This is a genomic window from Enterococcus sp. DIV0724b (assembly GCF_050531475.1).
GTDB classification, from domain to species: domain Bacteria; phylum Bacillota; class Bacilli; order Lactobacillales; family Enterococcaceae; genus Enterococcus_L; species Enterococcus_L haemoperoxidus.
The window spans coordinates 1,805,085-1,824,189 of record NZ_CP172890.1 but is presented as its reverse complement, the minus strand read 5'-3'; the positions used below and the strand labels follow the sequence as shown (position 1 = coordinate 1,824,189).

Annotated in this window: 12 protein-coding genes; 9 read left to right on the top strand and 3 right to left on the bottom strand. The window is 38.3% G+C overall.

Translation table 11 applies throughout. From position 1 onward, the window contains the following. Positions 1-59: 59 nt before the first annotated feature. On the bottom strand, positions 60-1,364 hold the full coding sequence (locus IGJ02_RS08350) for an ISL3 family transposase (protein WP_430601696.1): 1,305 nt from the start codon (positions 1,362-1,364) through the stop codon (positions 60-62). Between the two features lie 165 nt (positions 1,365-1,529). Then, complete coding sequence (lexA, locus tag IGJ02_RS08345) at positions 1,530-2,150, bottom strand: transcriptional repressor LexA (RefSeq protein WP_430601695.1); 621 nt, start codon at positions 2,148-2,150, stop codon at positions 1,530-1,532. 390 nt (positions 2,151-2,540) lie between these two features. Between lexA and IGJ02_RS08340 the strand changes: the two genes are divergently transcribed. The 3 genes from IGJ02_RS08340 (at position 2,541) to IGJ02_RS08330 (ending at position 6,216) form a co-directional block, all read left to right on the top strand. After that, the gene (locus IGJ02_RS08340) at positions 2,541-2,783 is read left to right on the top strand and encodes a DUF896 family protein (protein WP_010761386.1); all 243 of its coding nucleotides are present in this window, start codon (positions 2,541-2,543) and stop codon (positions 2,781-2,783) included. 98 nt (positions 2,784-2,881) lie between these two features. Further along, positions 2,882-4,876, top strand: a complete 1,995-nt coding sequence (gene tkt, locus IGJ02_RS08335) for a transketolase (RefSeq protein ID WP_430601694.1) — start codon at positions 2,882-2,884, stop codon at positions 4,874-4,876. A 482-nt stretch (positions 4,877-5,358) separates the two neighbouring features. After that, positions 5,359-6,216: a glucosaminidase domain-containing protein gene (locus tag IGJ02_RS08330; RefSeq protein WP_010761384.1), complete on the top strand. Its 858-nt coding sequence runs from the start codon at positions 5,359-5,361 to the stop codon at positions 6,214-6,216. 54 nt (positions 6,217-6,270) lie between these two features. Here IGJ02_RS08330 and IGJ02_RS08325 read toward each other — a convergent pair whose 3' ends face one another. Beyond that, positions 6,271-7,266 (bottom strand): 4-hydroxy-3-methylbut-2-enyl diphosphate reductase, encoded by a 996-nt coding sequence (locus IGJ02_RS08325; protein ID WP_010761383.1) that lies wholly within the window; start codon positions 7,264-7,266, stop codon positions 6,271-6,273. A gap of 191 nt (positions 7,267-7,457) precedes the next feature. Between IGJ02_RS08325 and cysK the strand changes: the two genes are divergently transcribed. The 6 genes from cysK to IGJ02_RS08295 all read left to right on the top strand — a co-directional run bounded on the left by cysK (position 7,458) and on the right by IGJ02_RS08295 (position 18,928). Beyond that, positions 7,458-8,387, top strand: coding sequence for a cysteine synthase A (cysK, locus tag IGJ02_RS08320; RefSeq protein WP_010761382.1), 930 nt, complete (start codon positions 7,458-7,460; stop codon positions 8,385-8,387). 197 nt (positions 8,388-8,584) lie between these two features. Further along, the gene (gene perR / locus IGJ02_RS08315) at positions 8,585-9,022 is read left to right on the top strand and encodes a peroxide-responsive transcriptional repressor PerR (protein ID WP_010761381.1); all 438 of its coding nucleotides are present in this window, start codon (positions 8,585-8,587) and stop codon (positions 9,020-9,022) included. Positions 9,023-9,035: 13 nt separating this feature from the next. Then, positions 9,036-9,416, top strand: coding sequence for a RidA family protein (locus IGJ02_RS08310; protein WP_010761380.1), 381 nt, complete (start codon positions 9,036-9,038; stop codon positions 9,414-9,416). A gap of 254 nt (positions 9,417-9,670) precedes the next feature. Then, complete coding sequence (locus tag IGJ02_RS08305; protein WP_430601693.1) at positions 9,671-11,020, top strand: NADH oxidase; 1,350 nt, start codon at positions 9,671-9,673, stop codon at positions 11,018-11,020. 124 nt (positions 11,021-11,144) lie between these two features. Further along, a complete protein-coding gene (locus IGJ02_RS08300; protein ID WP_430601692.1) occupies positions 11,145-11,792 on the top strand; it encodes a YczE/YyaS/YitT family protein in 648 nt (215 codons plus the stop codon). 470 nt (positions 11,793-12,262) lie between these two features. After that, entirely contained in the window at positions 12,263-18,928 is a 6,666-nt protein-coding gene (locus IGJ02_RS08295) for an Ig-like domain-containing protein (protein WP_430601691.1), read from the top strand. Positions 18,929-19,105: the final 177 nt, after the last annotated feature.

Here is a 19,105-nt window from a genome sequence, read left to right as displayed (position 1 = left end):
ATGTTGGTGAAGAAAATCTAAAGAATTAAATCAATGATGAAGCCTAGAGGGAAATTCCTCTAGGTTTTTCTATTTGGTTGAAAAAGAACAGTACCAAAGCATAAAGTAATCCTCAATTTAAAATTATAGAAGTTACGGAAGCCGTAGGCATTTCTCTTTAATACTTTGATATGGTTATTCAAGCATTCTAACGGTCCGTTGGAATAAGGCAAATCCAACGCATTTTTAATGCCCGTTTGAACTTTTTTAAAGGTAGTAATGGTTGTTTGATAATAAGCTGGAAGCCTAGAATAATCTTGTTCTAATAACGCGTGAAACCGTGTGTAATCTCTTGTTTGTATGGCATAGAGAAAATCCTGATAACAGGTATAGCCAGCTTTTAATTCTTCATCATAGGCAAGTAACCGATCCACGAGTTCGGTTTCTGTTAAATAAGCACGGAAGGAAGGACGCCATTGGCGTTTTTCAAAATTGAGCTTCGATTGATTCTTTTGAAGTAGTTTCCAGTATTTCTTCAAGTGACGGTATTTTTTGGCTTCTACAGATCCTTGATGGAGAAAGGTATTCATTCGTTGAATACGGTGTTTTAAGAACGTTCGCCCGATGTGTTGCACAATATGAAAGCGATCAAGAACAATCTGAGCCTTGGGAAATAGTTTCTTAATTAAAGAAAAATAAGGCGTATACATATCGCAAACAATGTATTTTACACCTTCACGAACAGATAAAGAAAATCGTGAGAAATAGCGTTCTAAAAAAGGCAACTGGCGGTTTTCAACGACATCGAGTAATTGCTTTGTTTGTCCATCCATCATAATGAAACTCATAGAGGCAGCGACTTGTTTCACTGATTTAAATTCATCAAAACAAAGAACTTCTGGCAAGATGAGTCGATTGATTTTTTTTGGTTCGTAAAACTGTTTCAATACGCGATAAACAGAGGAAACAGAGACCTTCTTTTGACGGGCAATTTCGCTCATAGACGAAGTGTTTCGTAGACGCTCGGCAATCGAAAGCTTGACTTTCTTAGAGATCGAGCAACACTTTTCGATAAGACTTGTTTCAGCGACAAAAGTTCTATCACAAGAATGACAGAAGAAACGACGTTTCTTCAAGCGTAAGTATGTCTGAACCTCAGAGACATCATTCAGTAAAATCAGACACGTTGTAAAGCTCCAAAGAATAATCGATCCGTTTTCTTTGGCACCACAATGATGACAGGAGTGAGCGAAATAATCCAATGTACCAGAAAATACGTGGCAGATTCGTCCTTTGATTCGTTCCTTTTTTAAAGAATTTTCATTAAAAATAATATTTAAGTCTAGAATATCTAAGGTATTTTTGATAAGATTTGTATAGGACATCTTGATTTCCTCCTTTTGATTGGTTTTAGTCGACTTAATTCTAAAGGATATCAGGGTGTCTTTTCTATTATTTTGCATTAAAAAGATGCCAGTGATTTCTCACCAACATCAGAAAGTATAGAGCCAACAAAAAAACATACTTTCAAAAGTATGTTTTTTTGTTATCTAAATATGATTGCGGTATAATCCGACAACTTTTCCTAAAATACTTACATTATCTAAAATAATAGGATCTAAAGCATCGTTTTCTGGTTGTAAGCGAATATGATCTGTTTCTTTAAAAAATCGTTTGCAAGTAGCTTCATCTTCATCGGTCATCGCAATAACGATATCGCCATTAGATGCAGCGTTTTGCTTACGGACAATTACTTGATCGCCATCTAATATACCTGCATTGATCATGCTTTCTCCTCTAATAGTTAGCATAAATAACGCGTTTTCTTCTGCTTTTAAATCAGGAGGAAGAGGGAAAAAGTCAGAAGCTTCTTCTACAGCTAAGATAGGTTCACCAGCGGTAACAACACCTAACATTGGGATGACTGTAGGTCTTACACCTATTCTTTCTAAACCATCTGCAGTCAATTCGATTGCTCTTGGCTTTGTAGGGTCTCGTAAAATCATTCCTTTTTTCTCTAAACGTGCTAAATGTCCATGTACAGTAGAAGTTGAAGAAAGGTCCACTGCTTTTCCGATTTCTCTTACGGTCGGGGGATAGCCCTTAAGTTCAACTTGTTCGTATATATATTTTAATACTTCGATTTGTCTTGTGTCTGTACGTTTCACCAAAACCCGCACCTTCTTTCGATTTATATTTTTAGTGTACCATAGTTTTATACAGGAATCAAACAAGCGTTCGTGTTTTTTTGAAAAAGTCATTTTAGGATATTTTGAAAAAAACGTAATGGTGATTCATAGCCCATACCAGAAACAAACAGAGCTCTTTCCCTTTTTTATTAATAATATAGTTGTATTTTTTGTGTGCATCTTATAAGATAGACATGGAAAGTAAACTTGTATAATATTCATTATGTATTTTTAAGCTATCGAGCTTTACAGGCTAGCCTTTCGAAAAAAGAAATAGGGTTGTGGCCAAAAATGCTATCTTCAGTTTTTCCTATTTTATTATTAAGGTTGAACGAGCTTGTTCAGTTTTTAAAATTAAGGAGGCAACGATACATGTTATCATCAGAAAAAATGAACCGAATCAACGAACTTGCTAAAATGGCAAAAGAAAATGAGTTGACTGAGAAAGAAAAAGCAGAACAAAAAGTACTTCGTCAAGAATACCTAGCTGCTTTTCGTGGTGGTATGCGTCATCATATAGAGGGGATGAAAGTTGTTGATCCTAAAGGAAATGATGTTACGCCTGATAAATTGAAAGAGATTCAAAAAGCGAAAGGATTGCATAACAGAAAATAATTTTAGTTCTTTTTACTAAAAGTAATTGCTTTCATAAACAAAATACGATAAAATATAGTTAATAAAGGTAAAAAAAACCTAAATAGGAGATGATTTTTTTGTTCGACAACACTGATCAGTTAGGCGTCAATACAATTCGTACATTGAGTATCGAAGCGGTACAAAAAGCAAACTCAGGACATCCAGGATTACCAATGGGTGCTGCACCTATGGCTTACGCGCTTTGGACAAAACATTTGAAGGTAAACCCGAAAACATCAAGAAACTGGGTAGATAGAGACCGCTTTATTCTTTCTGCTGGTCATGGTTCTGCAATGCTTTATAGTTTACTTCACTTAGCAGGCTACGGTGTAACGATGGACGATCTAAAAAATTTCCGTCAATGGGGGAGTAAAACACCGGGACATCCAGAAGTACATCATACAGATGGTGTTGAAGCAACGACTGGTCCTTTAGGTCAAGGAATCGCAATGGCTGTGGGGATGGCAATGGCTGAGGCACACACTGCAGCGACTTATAATCGCGATAGTTTCCCTGTAATCGATCATTACACCTACGCATTATGTGGTGATGGTGATTTGATGGAAGGTGTTTCCCAAGAAGCAAGCTCTATGGCTGGACACATGAAATTAGGCAAACTGATTGTGTTATACGATTCAAATGATATCTCTTTAGACGGCCCAACATCAAAAGCTTTCACTGAAAATGTTGGAGCTCGCTATGAAGCTTACGGTTGGCAGCATATCCTAGTGAAAGACGGGAATGATTTAGAAGAGATTTCTAACGCAATCGAAGCCGCAAAAGCTGAGTCAGATAAACCAACATTGATCGAAGTTAAAACAGTTATCGGTTATGGCGCTCCAAAAGAAGGAACTTCTTCTGTTCATGGCGCACCAATCGGAGCAGAAGGAATTACTGCCGCAAAAGCTGTTTACGGTTGGGAATATCCTGATTTTACGGTTCCAGAAGAAGTAGCTACGCGCTTTAAAGAAACAATGGTAGAAGAAGGCGAAAAAGCTGAAGATAAATGGAATACTATGTTCGAAAACTATACGAAAGAACATCCTGAGTTAGCGAAGCAATTTAAACAAGCTTTCGCTGATGAACTTCCTGAAAATTGGGATAGCGAATTGCCAACTTATGAAGTGGGATCAAGTGCAGCTAGCCGTGTAACTAGCAAAGAAACGATTCAAGCGATTTCTAAATCTGTACCTGGATTCTGGGGAGGTTCAGCTGATTTATCTGCTTCAAATAATACAATGGTTGCAGCAGAAAAAGATTTTGAACCTGGGCAATACGAAGGCCGTAATATTTGGTTTGGTGTTCGTGAGTTTGCTATGGCAGCTGCAATGAATGGGATTCAATTGCATGGAGGAAGCCGTATTTATGGTGGAACATTCTTTGTTTTTACTGACTATTTACGTCCCGCGGTCCGTTTAGCAGCAATTCAAAACACTCCAGTCACATATGTATTGACACATGATTCTGTAGCGGTTGGTGAAGATGGGCCAACACATGAGCCTGTTGAGCAATTAGCAAGCATTCGCTGCATGCCTGGTGTACAAGTAATTCGTCCAGCTGACGGGAATGAAACTGTTGCCGCATGGAAAATTGCCATGACAACAAAAGATGCGCCGACGATTTTAGTTCTAAGTCGTCAAAACTTACCAGTTATTGAAGGCACTAAAGAAAACGCGGGAGAACTAGTTCAAAAAGGTGCGTATGTGATTTCTAAACAAAAAGGTGAAAAACCAGAAGGTATCTTGATTGCAACTGGTTCAGAAGTTAATTTAGCAATCGAAGCTCAAAAAGCATTAGCTGAACAAGGAAAAGATGTTTCAGTTGTTTCAATGCCAAGTTTTGATTTGTTTGAAAAACAAACAGCAGACTACAAAGAGTCTGTCCTACCCAAAGATGTAACGAAACGTGTAGCAATTGAAGCTGCTTCACCATTTGGTTGGGAACGTTACGTTGGAACTGCTGGTACAACCGTAACCATCAATCATTTTGGGGCCTCTGCTCCAGGAGATTTAGTCTTGAAAGAATTTGGTTTTACAGTTGAAAATGTTGTTTCAAAATATAATAGTTTATAATTAATTGCTATTAATATATATATATAAAGCAGAAATTCACGAAATGTGAGTCTCTGCTTTTTCTTTTTTATAATAAAATTGAAATCAAATTTTTAAATATACATTACTACGCTTTGAAGGAAAAAGAGTAGCAACTTTAGAAAAGGATGTTATATGAGATGCATTCAGCTCATACCTCAACAATTTTCAGGATTGAAACATTAACGTTACTTATGTAACATTAATGAAATGTATGGTAATTTTTTTTATTTATTAAAAAAAAATCCATAAATTAAGAGTAGAGGTATTTGTGTCAAAAAAATCAATTAAATCACATACACAATGTAAAATCAATAAAACAATTATAAAGCGATAAACAAAACAAAAATTTCAAAGGGATTACATGCATTTTAAAAATTCAAAATTCAAGAGTAAATAATTGTTTATAAAAAATTCTCCGAGTAGAATAAGCTTATGATGTTCTATTGAGGAGGAACAAATGAATGGACGAGATTAAAACAAGAAGTAGTAGGCACCAGCAACAAAATCTTAAAAAAAACCGTAAAAGGGTTGCATCTGTGATAGGAACTTCATTAGTATTTCTTCCAATCGCAGGGAATTTATTACCTCTAGGTGTTCAAGCGACAGAAGTGGAAACACAAGGAGCAATTTCACAACAAGCATTTATTGATTCAATTGGATATTCAGCTGCTTCAGTAGCGGACGTTAATGATTTATATGCGTCTGTCATGATCGCACAAGCATTATTAGAGAGTAGTTATGGGACTTCAGGTTTAGCGGCAGCGCCTAATTATAACTTATTTGGAGTAAAAGGAAGCTATGGTGGACAAAGTGTATACATGCCTACTTCAGAATACCTGAATGGTGAATGGGTAACGGTCACAGAACCTTTTAGAAGCTACCCTTCATACGCAGAATCGTTTCAAGATCATGCTAATGTTCTTAAAACGACTTTAGCTTCAAGCGGCAACTATCATTACTCAGGAGTTTGGAAAAGCAATACATCTAGTTATATGGATGCTACGGCAGCCTTAGCTGGGCGCTATGCGACAGATCCTAATTACGCAAGTAAATTAAATTGGTTGATTGAAGCATACGGTTTAACTGCCTATGACAGTGGAATTACTCAGTCAACAGTAACAAGTGATAATGCAGCCTCAACTCAATCAACGATTGGACAAAGTAGCGCTACGAATACTGTATCAACATACACCGTAGCATCAGGAGATACACTTTGGGGGATTTCTGAAAAATTCGGAATTTCAGTTGATCAGCTTATGGCTTCAAACGGCATAACAGCTGAATTGATTACAGTAGGTCAAGTACTACAAATTGCATAAGAAAAAGCTATCAACAAACAGTCATTCTAGTGACAGTTGTTGATAGCTTTATTTTTATCTTTTCCCTAAACGTAATTCTTCTAATCGTCTGTTACGATTTTTAGTTAGATCTTTAATTCTAGGTCTAGGCAGAATTGCTTCAGATGTTGTTGTTGAATCTCTTGTATGCGTTACTGGATCATTTAGGTCAAACTGTTGTAAATAGTCGATAACTTCACGAACAATTTGAGTTGGAGTAGAGGCGCCAGCCGTTACTGCTACTTGTTCAACGTCCACCAGCCAATTAGGATCAATTTGTGAAACATCAGAAATCCGATGAGCAGGAACACCTGCTTGCTCAATAGAAACCTGTGCTAAACGATTACTATTATTACTTTTGGGATCACCTACAACAATTGTTAAATCGCATCCTTGTGCTTGATTTACAACTGCTTCTTGGCGAACTTGAGTAGCCTTGCAGATGTCTTTATGAATGAGAACTTGAGGATATTTTTCCTGAATTGAATCCATTAGATCGCTTACATCCCATTGGCTCATGGTTGTTTGGTTGGTTACGAAAATTTTATCAGTGCTTAACGATAGACTGTCGATATCAGCCTGATTTGCAACTAAATGGACATGTTCTGGTGAAACACCTTGTGCTCCTTCTGGTTCAGGATGATTTTTTTTGCCGATATAAATAATTTCAAAGCCGTCCGTTACTTTTTCTGCAATCAGTTCGTGTGTAATCGTCACGTCAGGACAAGTTGCATCGATAACAGTTAACCCTTTTTCAATCGCTAATTTTTTCACTTTTGGTGAAGTTCCGTGTGCTGTAAAAATAACAGTTCCGTGATCTACTTGAGCTAAAATTTCTTCTCGATTTTCTCCATATAAAGTGTGGATTCCGATGCTTTCAAATGCATCTGTGACATGTTTATTATGAACGATCATTCCCAAAATGTAGATGGGACGTGGTAAATTCTCATCTAAAGATGCATTTCTGGCGATGACCATTGCATCAACAACACCATAACAATAGCCGCGCGGACTAATATTTATAATTTTCATCAATAAATTAACTCCTATTTTTTCTGAATTTTATAGTCTTCTCTACTATACAGTATTTTTGTTAAATTTGTTTAAAGAGTGCGTATCAATTGATTAACAATAGCAAAATGATAGCCAGATAAGTTGATATAAGCTATTATAATTACAAGAAAGTTTTTACTTATACGAATACTAAAATGGAGGAATGGATCATGACTCAAATTTTTAATTCAGTTACCGAATTGATAGGTAAGACACCAATTGTGAAACTAGGTCGTATTGTGCCGGATGGAGCAGCTGATGTTTTTGTAAAACTTGAATTTTTCAATCCAGGCGGAAGCGTTAAAGATCGAATCGCGTTAAGTATGATTGAAAAAGCTGAAAAAAATGGACAACTTAAAGCTGGTGATACGATTGTTGAACCAACGAGCGGAAATACCGGGATTGGTTTAGCAATGGTTGGTGCTGCAAAAGGCTACAAGGTTATTATAGTCATGCCGGATACAATGAGTATTGAACGCCGAAAACTAATGCAAGCATATGGTGCTGAATTGTTATTAACGCCAGGGACTGATGGAATGAAAGGTGCAATTGCCAAAGCTTCAGAACTATCAGAAAAAGACGGTTACTTTATGCCTATGCAGTTTGATAATCCTGCTAATCCTGAAGTACATGAAAAAACTACTGGAAAAGAAATTCAAGATGTTTTTGGTCCAGCTGGGTTGGATGCTTTTATTGCTGGAGTTGGAACTGGCGGAACAATAACCGGTGTTGGTAAAGAATTAAAAAGAGTTTATCCGAAAATTTCAATCGTTGCCGTTGAACCAACCGAATCACCAGTTTTAGAAGGTGGAACCCCAGGACCTCATAAAATCCAAGGAATCGGTGCTGGTTTTATTCCAAAGGTTTTAGATACTGAAGTATATGGGAAAGTCATTGCAGTACCTAGTGAAGATGCAATGGAAACGGCTCGACAATTAGCTGTAAAAGAGGGCTTATTGGTAGGGATATCTGCAGGTGCAGCAGTAGATGCTGCTATTCAAGTAGCTAAAGAGCTGGGTGCTGGGAAAAAAGTATTAACTGTTATTCCTGATAACGGTGAGAGATACCTTTCTACAGCCCTCTATAATTTTTCTGAATAATTCATCACTAAAAAAGGAAGCGCGGATTTGCGACTTCCTTTTTTAGTACACTAATTGACCAAAAAGTATGTAATAGTTTGAATGATTGCAGAAAATTGAGATAAACCCGATATTTCCTACGCTATTTATACAATTATTCTTGTCAAGATAGATTAGAAATAGTATCATTTAAGAAAGAAGACTGGGAGGGGAACCAAATGGACAATATATTGGTAAAAAATGCACTTGAAGAATTAAAAGAAGCCAATATTCGTATTACTCCTCAAAGATATGCGATTTTAGAATATCTAATTGAGAATCATAGCCATCCAACAGCAGATGAAATTTATCGTTCATTAGAAGATCGTTTTCCAAATATGAGTGTTGCGACTGTTTATAACAATTTACGTTTGTTTACTGACATTGGTTTTGTTCAAGAGATGAATTATGGCGACGCATCTAGTCGTTTTGATTTCAGTTCAAAAAAACATTATCATGCTATCTGTCAAAATTGTGGTAAAATCGTTGATTTCCATTATCCAGGGCTAGAGGATGTAGAGATGGCGGCAAGTAAATTGACTGGCTTCGAAATTAATGAACATAGATTAGAATTATATGGTTTGTGTCCGGATTGTCAAAAATCAAAAAAAGAGTGAAATGAGGGATAAAATGAAATCAATCCAAACAGATAAAGCGCCAAAAGCGATTGGACCATATGTACAAGGGAACATTGTTAATGGTTTATTATTTGCTTCAGGTCAAGTTCCTTTATGTCCTGAAACTGGAGAAGTTGTCGGTACTACAATAGAAGAACAAGCAGAACAAGTTCTTAAAAATATTGCAGCGATTTTAGAAGAAGTTGGAAGTGATTTTGATCATGTTGTCAAAACAACTTGCTTTTTAAAGAATATGAATGATTTTTCAACTTTTAATGAAGTTTATGCAAGAGCATTTACGAATCAATTGCCAGCTCGTTCGGCTGTAGAAGTAGCCCGTTTACCTAAAGATGTTCTTATTGAAATAGAAATTATTGCTGCAGTAAATGAATAGCAATTTATTTTCACAAGCTGAGAAATTAACGTTTCTCAGTTTTTTTTGCTTTAAAAACAGTGTTTTGATTCTTTTTGAAAGATGATCAGATGAAAAAAAGGTTAAAAATGGAAAAGTTTGTGAAAAAATAAGTTTATAGTTCACAAGCAAAGAACTCGAATATGCCTTTCTACTTTGTTATATTTTTAGTATACCAATAGATTCATAATCGATTTATTGGTGAAAAATTTAACTTGAAAGAAGGGATTTACAAAATGAAAGTCGTAGTCGTAGGATGTACGCATGCAGGAACAGCTGCAGTCAAAAGTATTTTAACAAATCACCCAAACGCGGAGGTAACCGTTTATGAACGAAATGATAATGTATCGTTTCTATCTTGCGGTATTGCTTTATACGTTGGAGGAGTAGTGAAGGAGGCTGACAGTTTATTCTATTCAAGTCCTGAAGAACTAGCGTCTCTAGGTGCTACAGTTAAAATGGAACATGAAGTCGAAACAATCGATGTTGATCATAAAACAGTTACTGCAAAAGATTTACACACAGGTATTGAAGAAACCGTTTCATATGATAAATTAGTGATGACCACGGGTTCTTGGCCAATCGTTCCTCCAATTAAAGGAATCGAAGCTGAAAACATTTTATTATGTAAAAACTTTAATCAAGCTAATGTAATCATTGAACGTGCTAAAGATGCGAAAAAAGTCGTAGTTGTAGGTGGAGGATACATTGGTATCGAGTTAGTAGAAGCCTTCGTGGAATCTGGTAAAGAAGTTACGTTGATCGATGGGTTAGACCGTATTTTAAATAAATATTTAGATAAACCATTCACGGATGTTTTAGAAAAAGAACTTGTAGATCGCGGAGTGACGCTAGCTTTAGGTGAAAACGTACAAGAATTCCAAGCTGACTCAAGCGGACATGTGAATAAAGTAATTACTCCTAGCCAAGAATTCGAAGCAGACATGGTAATCATGTGCGTTGGTTTCAGTCCGAATACTACTCTACTCAAAGATAAGGTTGATATGCTTCCAAATGGGGCTATAGTAGTAGATAAGTTTATGAGATCAAGTATCCCTGATATTCTTGCTGCTGGAGATAGTGCGGTTGTACACTATAATCCAAGCAATACAACAAATTATATTCCATTAGCAACAAATGCAGTTCGACAAGGAATGCTAGTTGGTTATAATTTATCGGAACCAAAATTAGCCTATCGCGGAACACAAGGAACTTCTGGGCTTTATCTATTTGGGTGGAAAATTGGATCAACAGGTGTAACATTAGAAAGTGCAAAAATGAACAACTTAGATGTGGCTGCAACCAATTTTGAAGACAATTATCGTCCGGAATTCATGCCAACGACTGAAAATGTTATGATGGAATTAGTCTACGAAAAAGGAACTAATCGTATCGTTGGTGGACAATTGATGTCTAAATATGACATTACTCAATCTGCTAATACTTTATCATTGGCTGTTCAAAATGAAATGACCGTTGAAGATCTTGCGTTATCGGATTTCTTCTTCCAACCACATTTTGATCGCCCTTGGAACTACTTAAACTTATTAGCACAAGCTGCATTGAAAGACATCGCCAAAAAATAATGAATACAAACTAGAGTTGAGTGTAAATTCAGCTCTAGTTTTTTAGCGTAAAAAGTGTAATTTTTTGCCTTTTTTGCATTTTTTTGAGATGCTTAATACGTTAGATTAGATGAGGGGTTAGAAAATGAAGAATAGAAATATAAAAGAATTGATGATTCGTTCCTTATATGCCTTAATTGGAGTAGCAATTTTAGCTTTTGGTGCTGCAACATTACGAATAGGTCAAGTAGGATTGGATCCTTATACGGCAGCAAATATTGGTATTGGTGGTGTCTTAGGCCTTTCATTAGGGGTATATCAGCTGATTATCAATATTATTATCTTAGGATTAGTCTTTATTTTTGGAAGAAAGTACATCGGGATTGGAACGGTGATCAATATGGTTCTTACAGGTTTCTTTATTGATTTTTATACGTGGATCTATACCACATTTTTCACAATCAAAATCAATCTGTTTTCTCAAGCTGTTCTACTTATTCTAGGTGTAGTCATCTTTACTTTCGGTGCCTCCTTTTATATGTCGGCTAAATTAGGAAACGCTCCATATGATGCCATCGCTCCGATCATTGTTGAACATACTAAAGCTCAATATCGTACGGTAAGAGTAATACAAGATGTCTTTTTTGTGATTTTAGCTTTTATTTTTGGTGGACCAGTTGGTATTGGTACTGTAATCAACGCGTTTTTCACAGGACCATTAATTGATTTTTGGAATAAAAAAGTTAGTGAGCCAATAATCGAAAAAAGTGTTAAAATAAAATTGAGTCAATAAGAATGAACTGAAAAGATATATATATAAAACAAAGCAATCAGATTGCTTTGTTTTTTTATTTGCTTTCGAAAGCCTATTTAAGGAAGTGAATTAACAAAAAAAATGATAACGCTTACTTAATCTGTTGTTATGTTTTGAGTATTATTTAAATAATATGTGTAATGTAAATATTCTCATTTTTATTTAAAAATACTTATTATGAAATTTAGTTTTAAATGCTGTTTTAAATGGTTTTTAGTGCTTTTTTTCTTAAAAAAATTGATTGGTGTTTTTATATTTTTAAAAAATAATGAGTATTTTCGATTCGTATTATTTCCAAAAATATTATAAAGGTTATAAAATCCATAGGTAGAAGCTTAATTAATTTTATGTTGCTCACGTTTTAAGAAAGGAGAGTGTCTATTTAGTTTTTGCGAGCTTCTAAGTTGTTCGTTGTGTGGTATCAGTTTGATTGCAAGAGGAGGATAATCATGAAAGATGATAAGAAAAAAAAGAAAAGCACTAGTAAGTCGAAGAAACAGAATAAATATCGTGCATTATCATTAGTGTTAACAAGTAGTCTAGTTATTGCACCATTGACTGTTCCCCTATCATTTTACTTACCAGGAGGAATTATTGCTTCCGCTGCTATATTAGATGCAGAAATTTTATCTAATATAACTAGTTCCAATGACAGTGGAACAACTACTGCAAATCGTTTAGCTGCAGACGGAGCTTCAAAAAATGTCAATTTTTCAATTTCTGGAAGTGAGCTAGTTGGTGGGTCTGTTATCACAAGCGGAACAAAGCAAGCAGTTTTAACTATTCCAAACGAATTAAATGGGCGCGTATCTACAAACGGAGAGGCACAAATCAATACAAATATTACACTAACGGTTGGAGATTTAACATTTCTTACTGGTACATTAAATGCAGTTAACAACTTATCTGATTTGTTAACTAATATTGTCGGGGGCTCCTTAGGAAGTTTAACTGGGGTTACACTAAATTTAACGGAAGTTAATCAAAAAATTGATGCTTTAAACAATCTTGAAAATTTTGGTAGCGCTGAATTCAATTCTACTGCAGTTCTTTCCCCTGATGGTAAGTATATTCAGGCTAATATAGATGATGGATTAGGATTAGTCTTAGCACAAAATGTTTCAACTTTGTTGCAAGATTTAAAAGCAGCGGTAGACGCATTAAATGCAACTGGTAGCGGAATCGCAAGTAATATTGTTGCAGCTGCAATTAATACAGCTTTACTTCCGGTCAAAGGAACAGTAGACACTGCCATTAATTTAGCGCTTCCTCTTGTTGATCTAGGCGGTGCAGGTGTCAATCAATTGGCTGACGCTTCAGTATTAGGGTCTACAACAATTAATATTCCGACAACAATCGTTAGCCCAACAAACTTATCGCAAAATCTAGATGCTAGATTTGTTGGTACAGTTGTAAAAGCAGATGCAATTGATGTAAGTTTGATCAATACTGCTAATGGAGTTTCTGATATTTATTACGCTGGAAGTGCAGTTATTGTAGCACCACCAGTCGTAACGAATACAACTGGAACTTCTGCAACGGGATACACTGTATTTGGGACAGCGACAGCAGGTGATACGATTACGATTAAAAATGCTAGTGGAACAACGATTGCATCAGGACCAGCAACTGGTGGGAATTTTGAAATCAGTATTCCACAAGGCTCTGCAACTGCAAATGAAGCGTTGACAGCTACAGCATCCAATGGGGGTATTGATAGTACGCCAACAGCATTTACGACACCCGCAGATGCGGTAGTTGTAGCACCACCAGTCGTAACGAATACAACTGGAACTTCAACAACAGGTTATACAGTAACGGGTACAGCAACAGCAGGAAACACAGTTGATATTCGTAATAGTGGAGGGGCTGTTATTGGAACTGGAACCGTTGATGGTAGTGGTAATTTTAGTATCTCGATTCCACAAGGGCAAGCAACTGCAAATGAAAATTTAACTGCGATCGCTAAATCTGGTGTAGATGAGAGTACGCCGACAGCGTTTACAACACCAACAGATGCGATAGTCGTTGCACCACCAGTCGTAACGAATACAACTGGAACTTCAACAACAGGTTATACAGTAACGGGTACAGCAACAGCAGGAAATACTATTGATATTCGTAATGCTGGCGGAACCGTCATTGGAACAGGGACTGTGGATGGAACAGGAAATTTTAATATTACTATTCCACAGGGCCAAGCAACAGCTAGCGAACCATTAACTGCGATTGCGAAATCAGGATCAGACGAAAGTACTCCGACATCGTTTGTTACACCAGCAGATCCAATAGTCGTTGCAGCGCCAGTCGTAACAAACACAACTGGAACTTCAGCAATAGGACACACTGTAACCGGTACAGCAACAGCAGGAAACACAGTGGAAATTCGTAATACTGGTGGAACCACAATTGGTAGTGGAATTGCTGATGGTAGTGGTAACTTTACCATTGTGATTCCGCAAGGTTTGACGACTGCTAATGAATCATTGACTGCCGTGGCAAAAATCGGGGTAAACGAAAGTACACCTACACCGTTTACAACACCGGCAGATCCAGTGGTTATTGGCGCACCAACGGTTGACAATGTATCTGGTACCTCAACAACGGGCTATACCGTAACAGGTACAGCAACAGCAGGAAATACTGTTGAGATTAAAAACACAGGTGGGACAGTGATCGGAACGGCTGTTGTTGATCCAAGCGGCAACTATACTGTTACAATTCCAGCTGGAACTGCAACGCCAAATGAACAACTATCTGCAGTGTCTAAAGATGCGGATGGCAATCAGAGTCCGGCAACATCGTTTACGACACCAGCAGATCCAGTAGTCGTTACAGCGCCAACAGTTGATAATGTAACAGGAACTGGGGCAACAGGTTATACCGTAACGGGTACAGCAACAGCAGGAAATACAGTTGAAATCAAAAACACAGGTGGAACAGTGATTGGAACAGCAATCGCAGATCCAAGCGGCAACTATACAGTTACAATTCCAGCTGGTTTGGCAACGCCAAGCCAACAATTATCTGCAGTGTCCAAAGATGCAAACGGTAATCAAAGTCCAGCAACATCGTTTACGACACCAGCAGATCCAGTAGTCGTTACAGCGCCAACAGTTAATAGTGTAACAGGGACAGGAGCAACAGGTTACACGGTAATGGGTACGGCAACAGCGGGCAATACAGTTGAAGTTAAAAACACAGGTGGAACAGTGATTGGAACAGCAATCGCAGATCCAAGTGGGAACTATACAGTTACGATTCCAGTTGGCTCAGCAACGCCAAATCAACAATTGTCGGCAACAGCTAAAGATGCTGATGGAAATCAAAGTCCAGCAACGCCGTTCACAACACCAGCAGATCCAGTAGTCGTTACAGCACCAACTGTGACCAACGTGACTGGTACATCGACAACAGGCTATACCGTAACGGGTACAGCCACAGCAGGAAATACAGTTGAAATCAAAAACACAGGTGGAACAGTGATTGGAACCGCAATCACAGATTCCAGTGGAAACTATACAGTGACGATTCCAGCTGGATTAGCAACGCCAAGCCAACAATTATCTGCAGTAGCCAAAGATCCTGATGGCAACCAAAGTTCAGCAACACCATTTACAACACCGGCAGATCAAGTAGTGGTTCAAGCACCGACTGTCGATAGTGTAACTGGAACCTCAACAACAGGGTATACAGTGACAGGTACAGCACCAGCAGGAAGCACTGTTGAAGTTAAGAATACAGGTGGAACAGTGATTGGAACAGGTGTAGCAGATGGCAGTGGAAATTACACAGTGACAATTCCAGCTGGTTCAGCTACACCAAATGAACAATTAACTGCAACAGCTAAAGACGCTGATGGTAATACCAGTCCTGGAACATCTTTCACAACACCTACAGATCCAGTAGTTGTTACAGCACCAACAGTTGATAATGTGACTGGTACATCCGCGACCGGCTATACAGCGACAGGTACAGCACCAGTAGGGAGTACAGTTGAAATTAAAAATACAGGTGGCACAGTGATTGGAACTACGATTGCAGATCCGAGTGGAAACTATACAGTGACGATTCCAGCTGGATTAGCAACGCCAAACCAACAATTGTCGGCAACGGCTAAAGATGCGGATGGCAATCAAAGTCCAGCAACGCCGTTCACAACACCAGCAGATCCAGTAGTTGTTACAGCACCAACAGTTGATAATGTGACTGGTACATCCGCGACTGGCTATACAGTAACGGGTACGGCGACAGCGGGTAATACAGTTGAAGTCAAAAATACAGGCGGCACGATTATTGGAACAGCAGTAGCAGACCCAAGTGGCAACTATTCAGTTGCAATCCCAATCGGATCTGCAACGCCAAGCCAACAATTATCTGCAGTAGCAAAAGATCCTGATGGCAACCAAAGTCCAGCAACACCATTTACAACACCAGCAGATCCAGTAATTGTTCAAGCGCCAACTGTAGACAATGTAACAGGTACATCAACATCAGGCTATACAGTGACAGGTACAGCGCCAGCAGGAAGTACTGTAGAAATCAAAAATACAGGTGGTACTGTAATTGGAACAGGTGTGGCCGATGGTAGTGGAAATTACACAGTGACGATTCCAGCTGGATCAGCATCATCAAGCGAACAGTTAACTGCAACAGCCAAAGATGCAGATGGTAATACCAGTCCTGGGACAACATTCACAACACCAGCGGATCCAGTGTCAGTTAGTGCACCAACAGTTGAAAACGTAACTGGAACTGGAGCAACAGGCTATACAGTAACAGGTAGTGCAACGGCAGGAAATACTGTAGAAATCAAAAATACAGGCGGTACAATTATCGGAACCGCAATTGCAGATCCAAGTGGTAACTATACCGTTGTGATCCCAATTGGTTTAGCAACGCCAAGCCAACAATTATCTGCAGTAGCAAAAGACGCTGACGGCAACCAAAGTCCAGCTACAGCATTTACAACACCAGCAGATCCGGTAGTAGTCACGGCACCAACAGTTGATAGTGTAACCGGAACTGGAGCAACAGGTTATACTGTGACCGGTACGGCAACAGCAGGAAATACTGTTGAAGTTAAAAACACTGGTGGAACAGTGATTGGAACTACGATTGCAGATCCAAGTGGTAACTACACTGTTGTAATCCCGACTGGAGCGGCTACTCCAAATCAACAATTATCTGCAGTAGCTAAAGATGCAAACGGCAATCAAAGTCCAGCAACACCATTCACAACACCAGCAGACCCAGTAGTCGTTAGTGCGCCAACAGTTGATACTGTAACAGGTACATCAACAACTGGTTATACGATAAACGGAACTGCAACAGCAGGTAACAGAGTTGATGTGAAAAATACAGGTGGCACGATAATTGGAACAGCTGTAGTAAATGGTAGTGGGAATTACACAATTACAATTCCAGTAGGATCAGCACTACCGCTTCAACAACTCTCTGCTGTAGCTGTAGATGGAGATAATAATCAAAGTTCGGCAACACCATTTACAACACCGGCAGATCCAGTAATTGTTCAAGCACCAACTGTAGATAATGTAACAGGTACCTCAACAACAGGCTATACAGTAACAGGTACAGCACCAGTAGGAAGTACTGTAGAAGTCAAAAATACAGGTGGAACAGTGATTGGAACTGGTGTAGCAGATGGTAGTGGGAATTACACAGTTACGATTCCAGCTGGATCAGCAACACCGAATGAACAATTAACTGCAACAGCCAAAGATGCAGACGGAAACACAAGTCCTGGAACAGTCTTTACAACACCGTCAGATCCATTAACGATTCAAGCACCTGTTGTTACTAGCGTAACTGGAACTTCTGCTACAGGCTATACGGTAGTTGGTACTGCAGTTGCAGGCGATACAGTTTCAATTAAAAAATTAAATGGCACAGTGATTGGTTCTGCTCAAGTAGATGGCAGCGGTAATTACTCTGTAGTGATTCCATCAGGATCAGCTAGTCAACTTGAACAATTGAGAGCAATCGATTCTGACGGTGCTGGGAATCAAAGCCCGGCAACTCCTTTTGTTACACCAGCTGACCCAGTAGTGGTAGCTGCACCAGTTATCACAAGTGTACTGGGTGATTCTCAAACTGGCTACACAGTGAAAGGGACAGCAACAGCAAACAATTCAGTATCACTAAGAACGTTAAGCGGAACTGAGGTAGGCGCTGGAGAGGTTGATAGCAATGGTGTATTCTCTATTTCATTAGATGCTCAAGAAGTAGAGCAACTGCAACAATTAAATGCAGTAGCGATAGATAACGCACTTAACTCAAGTTTACCAACACTATTCACAATCCCAGCAGATCCGTCTTCAAATGTTGAAGCACCAATCATTAACAATGTAACTGGAACGTCAAAAACTGGTTATATTGTAACTGGTAAAGCTACAGCAGGTAATAAAGTTAAAATTCGTAACGCTGCAGGAAGAATTATTGGTTCAGGCGTAGCAGATTTAAATGTCGGACAACTTGCATTAGATGGTGAATTCGCGATTGCTTTACCTGTAGGTTCAGCAACTGAGAATGAAGGATTGACGGCAACTGCTGAAAATAGTATTGGAGATGTTAGTACAGCCACTCCATTTAAGACGCCAGCTGATCCAACGGTTTTTGTTGCAACGCCGATAATCAACAGTGTGACTGGTAGCTCAACCACAGGTTATACGATCAAAGGGATTGCAACACCAGGAAACAGTGTAGAACTTCATAATGTAGTAGGAGAAGTGCTAGGTGCTGCCACAGCAAGCGAAAATGGTGGATTTGTTATCGAAATCCCTATAGGTTTTGCTGAACCAAAAGAACTAGTTTCAGCAATTGCAAAAGATAGCGATGGTAATCAAAGCGAACCAGCTAACTTCAAGCTTCCAGCTGACCCAGGCGACGGAAATGGGGGTAATAGCAATGGAACTGGTAATAGCGGTAACTTAGGTAACAATGGCAGCTCTGGTTTGAAAAACCTAAGTAGTTCAAACAAAAACCTTCCTAATAACGGTGAAATTGTTAGTAATTGGGGAATGTTAGGTGCTTTACTACTGGGAGCTTTTGCTTTCTTCACCTTCAAACGTAAAACTAAAAAAGAAGAAGAATAAAGTAATGAATTAATGTGTTAACGTTCTATAAGTGAAAAACATGAGGTGGGGCAAGTGTCCTGTCTCATGTTTTTTTGGATAAAAATACTAATAGTAAATTTCTGAAAAAATAATTAGATTTTCCTAAGAAAGAATCTTCCTTTCTCTACTTATTTATCGTAAAATGAAATTAGACAA

Excerpts from the sequence above, each read along its gene's own strand:
- IGJ02_RS08350 (WP_430601696.1), bottom strand. The coding sequence starts at position 1,364 with ATGTCCTATACAAATCTTATCAAAAATACCTTAGATATTCTAGACTTA.
- IGJ02_RS08340 (WP_010761386.1), top strand. The coding sequence starts at position 2,541 with ATGTTATCATCAGAAAAAATGAACCGAATCAACGAACTTGCTAAAATG.
- IGJ02_RS08330 (WP_010761384.1), top strand. The coding sequence starts at position 5,359 with ATGGACGAGATTAAAACAAGAAGTAGTAGGCACCAGCAACAAAATCTT.
- IGJ02_RS08325 (WP_010761383.1), bottom strand. The coding sequence starts at position 7,266 with ATGAAAATTATAAATATTAGTCCGCGCGGCTATTGTTATGGTGTTGTT.
- cysK (WP_010761382.1), top strand. The coding sequence starts at position 7,458 with ATGACTCAAATTTTTAATTCAGTTACCGAATTGATAGGTAAGACACCA.
- perR (WP_010761381.1), top strand. The coding sequence starts at position 8,585 with ATGGACAATATATTGGTAAAAAATGCACTTGAAGAATTAAAAGAAGCC.
- IGJ02_RS08310 (WP_010761380.1), top strand. The coding sequence starts at position 9,036 with ATGAAATCAATCCAAACAGATAAAGCGCCAAAAGCGATTGGACCATAT.
- IGJ02_RS08305 (WP_430601693.1), top strand. The coding sequence starts at position 9,671 with ATGAAAGTCGTAGTCGTAGGATGTACGCATGCAGGAACAGCTGCAGTC.
- IGJ02_RS08300 (WP_430601692.1), top strand. The coding sequence starts at position 11,145 with ATGAAGAATAGAAATATAAAAGAATTGATGATTCGTTCCTTATATGCC.
- IGJ02_RS08295 (WP_430601691.1), top strand. The coding sequence starts at position 12,263 with ATGAAAGATGATAAGAAAAAAAAGAAAAGCACTAGTAAGTCGAAGAAA.